The organism is Gemmatimonas sp. (assembly GCF_044345575.1).
In the GTDB taxonomy this organism is placed as follows: domain Bacteria; phylum Gemmatimonadota; class Gemmatimonadetes; order Gemmatimonadales; family Gemmatimonadaceae; genus Gemmatimonas.
Genome location: NZ_JBIJAW010000365.1, coordinates 1 through 3,242, shown reverse-complemented (window position 1 = coordinate 3,242; position 3,242 = coordinate 1). Strand labels below are relative to the sequence as shown.

Annotated in this window: 3 protein-coding genes and 1 pseudogene; all 4 read left to right on the top strand. The window is 63.3% G+C overall.

Annotated features, from left to right (window positions below; translation table 11 throughout):
* Positions 1-486 (top strand): annotated as a pseudogene (locus tag ACIQ6O_RS15205) (NADH-quinone oxidoreductase subunit D); the annotation flags it as partial.
* A complete protein-coding gene (gene nuoE, locus ACIQ6O_RS15200) occupies positions 483-971 on the top strand; it encodes an NADH-quinone oxidoreductase subunit NuoE (protein ID WP_396208625.1) in 489 nt (162 codons plus the stop codon). The pseudogene ACIQ6O_RS15205 and the gene nuoE, both read left to right, overlap by 4 nt.
* On the top strand, positions 968-2,344 hold the full coding sequence (gene nuoF / locus ACIQ6O_RS15195) for an NADH-quinone oxidoreductase subunit NuoF (protein WP_396208624.1): 1,377 nt from the start codon (positions 968-970) through the stop codon (positions 2,342-2,344). Before nuoE ends, nuoF begins: the two co-directional genes overlap by 4 nt.
* The coding region (locus tag ACIQ6O_RS15190; RefSeq protein ID WP_396208623.1) for a 2Fe-2S iron-sulfur cluster-binding protein at positions 2,341-3,242 on the top strand (902 nt) is incomplete at its 3' end. The genes nuoF and ACIQ6O_RS15190, both read left to right, overlap by 4 nt.

Here is a 3,242-nt window from a genome sequence, read left to right as displayed (position 1 = left end):
CGCAAGGACACGCCGTACCTCGCCTACGGGGAGCTCGATTTCGACGTGCCCGTGGGGATCAAGGGCGACAACTACGATCGGTACTATGTGCGCATGCGGGAGATGGACGAATCGGTGTACATGATTCGCCAGCTCGTCGACATGATTCCCGAGGGTCCGATCATGGTGGACGACCGTCGGTGCGTGTTCCCCGAGAAGGAACTCGTGTACACCGAGATCGAGTCGCTCATCAACCACTTCAAGCTCGTGATGGAAGGACCCGTGGTCCCCGCGGGCGACATCTACGTGGCGCACGAAGGCGCCAACGGTGAACTCGGCTTCTACGTCGTCAGCAACGGCGCTGGACAGCCTTACAAGGTGCACGTGCGCTCGCCCAGCTTCGTGCACATGGGCGGGGTGCACACGATGCTCAACGGCTATCAGCTCGCCGATATCGTCACCACCTTCGGGTCGGTGAACATGATCGGTGGCGAGTGCGATCGATGAACGCTCCCATGCAGAACATTCAGCATCTCATTCCCGAGTTCGAGCGCTGGAAGGAGCGCTATCCCGCGGGCTTCGAAGGCTCGCTGACCATTCCGTGCCTGCGTCGCATTCAGGAAGAGCGCGGCTACATCGCGGACAGCGATATCGACGAACTCGTGACCTACCTGGGCGTGCCGCGCACGCAGGTGGACGAAGTCCTCGGCTTCTACACGATGTTTACGCGGGAGCCCCTCGGCCGGTATCACCTGCAGGTGTGCCACAACGTGTCGTGCTCACTGCACGGCGCCGATGGGCTCATCAAATATCTGTGCGGCCGTCTCGGTATTCAGCCGGGAGAAACCACCCCCGACGGCAAGTTCACGATCTCGACGGCCGAGTGTCTCGCCTCGTGCGGTACGGCGCCCATGATGATCGTGAACGAGACGTACCACGAGAATCTCACACCGGCCAAGGTGGACGCGTTGCTGGAGGAACTGGCCAAGTGACCGCGCCCGTGACGGAGCCCGTGCTGTCGGGCCGCAAGTTCTTCATGAATCACGAGGTGACGCCCACCTCGCACACGCTCGCCGACTATCAGGCGCGTGGGGGCTACCAGGCGCTCGCCAAGGTGCTCAAGGGCGGCGTGGCACCCGCCGACGTGATCAAGGAAGTGAGCACCGCCGGCCTGCTGGGGCATGGCGGCGCCGCCTTCCCGGCTGGACGCAAGTGGGGCGTGATTCGTCCAGATGACGGCGAACCGCACTATGTGTGCATGAATGCCGACGAAGGGGAGCCCGGCACGTTCAAGGATCGTTGGCTGCTCGAGCAGGTGCCGCACATGGCGGTCGAGGGACTCATTCTCGCCTCGTACGCGATCGGTGGGCGCCACGCGTTCATCTACATCCGCGGTGAGTTCGACCTGCCGTTCCACCGCATTCAGGGCGCCGTGGACGAAGCCTACGCGGCTGGCCTGCTGGGCAAGAACATCCTCGGCAGCGACTACTCCCTCGACGTGGTGGTGTATCGCGGCGCAGGCTCGTACGTGTGTGGCGAGGCGTCGGCGATGCTGGCGTCGCTCGAGGGCAAGAAGGGGTGGCCGCGCAATCGCCCGCCGCGCCTCACGGTGAAGGGGCTGTATCAGAAGCCCACGGTCGTAAACAACGTGGAGACGCTGGCCAACGTGCCGGTCATCCTGAGCTTGGGCGCCGAAGAGTTCCGCAAGACCGGTACGCCCAAGAGCCCGGGCACGCAGATGATCTCCATCTCGGGCCACGTGAATCGCCCCGGCGTGTACGAGGTCGAGTACGGCTACTCGTGGGAGAAGTTCATCTACGAGGACTGCGGTGGCATTCAGGGCGGCCGCGGGCTCAAGTGCATCATCCCCGGTGGCGTCTCCACCAAGATTCTCGACGCCGACCAGATCAAGGGCGTGACGCTCGATCACAACGCCGCGGTGGCGGCCGGGTCGCAGTTGGGATCCGGTGGCATGATCGCGATCGCCGAGGGCACCTGCATGGTGCGGCTCGCGCGCGTGATTCAGCGTTTCTATCACCACGAGTCGTGTGGGCAGTGCACGCCCTGCCGTGAGGGCATGGGATGGATGGAGCGTGTGCTCGATCGCATCGTGCGTGGCGAGGGACGCCCGGACGATATCGATCGCCTGTATCACATCTCCAATGCGAACGACGGCACCACCATCTGCAGTCTCGGTGACTCGGCCGGGTACGCCTGCACGGCCATCCTCGATCACTATCGCGAGGAGTTCGAGTACTTCATCAAGAACGGTCGCTCCATGATGGATGGGCAGCTCGCGGTGGAAGATCCGTTTGCCGGCGCGGTGCCCACGCCGTTGCGCGGCATGGCGGGAGCGGCCGTATGAGCCAAGCCGATCGCAAGCGCGGTAATAACGAACCCGTCGATACCAGCAAGACCATCGCCTTCTCGATCAACGGCGTGCCGTGCACGGCGTACAAGGGCGAATCGGTGATTCAGGCGGCACAGCGGGCGGGCATGGACATCCCGCATTTCTGCTGGCACCACGACCTGTCGGTGCCGGGCAATTGTCGCATCTGCATGGTCGAGGTGGAGCAGGACAAGGGCGATCCCTGGTTCGACATCGGCTGCAACATGCCGGTCACCGAGGGGATGCGCGTGCTCACCGAGAGCGACACGGTGAAGAAGCTGCGTCGCGAGACGATGCAGTTCATCACGCTCAATCACCCGGTCGACTGCGGTATCTGCAACAAGGCCGGCGAGTGCATCCTGCAGGACTATCATTACGAGCACAACGGCAAAGCGTCGATGTCGATCGACCGGAAGAACCACGCCACCAAGTTCTTCCCGCTATCCGATCGCATCATGCTCGACAACGAGCGGTGCATCATGTGCACGCGCTGCGTGCGCTTCACGCATGAAGTGTCGGAGTCTCATGCGCTGGCGGCCGTGTACCGCGGTGATCACTCGCTCATCCGTCCGGCGGAAGACGCAAACTTCAATGACGACGCGTATTCCGACAACGTGATCGACATCTGCCCGGTGGGTGCGCTGCTCTCACGGGAGAACCTCGATCACGCCCGTGTGTGGTACACGAAGGCCACGCCGAGCGTGTGTCCGGGGTGCTCGCGCGGGTGCAGTATCGACATTTGGCATCGCAAGCCGGAGTGGGCACTCAAGGCGCTCGATCCGCAGCTCAATTCCCGCATCGAACGGGTCACGCCGCACGAGAACCCGGCCGTGAACGGCCCGTGGATCTGCAACAAGGCGCGTGATCTGGCCAC

What these genes read in the sequence shown, in the direction of transcription:
- nuoE (WP_396208625.1), top strand. Translation starts at nt 483, where the DNA reads ATGAACGCTCCCATGCAGAACATTCAGCATCTCATTCCCGAGTTCGAG.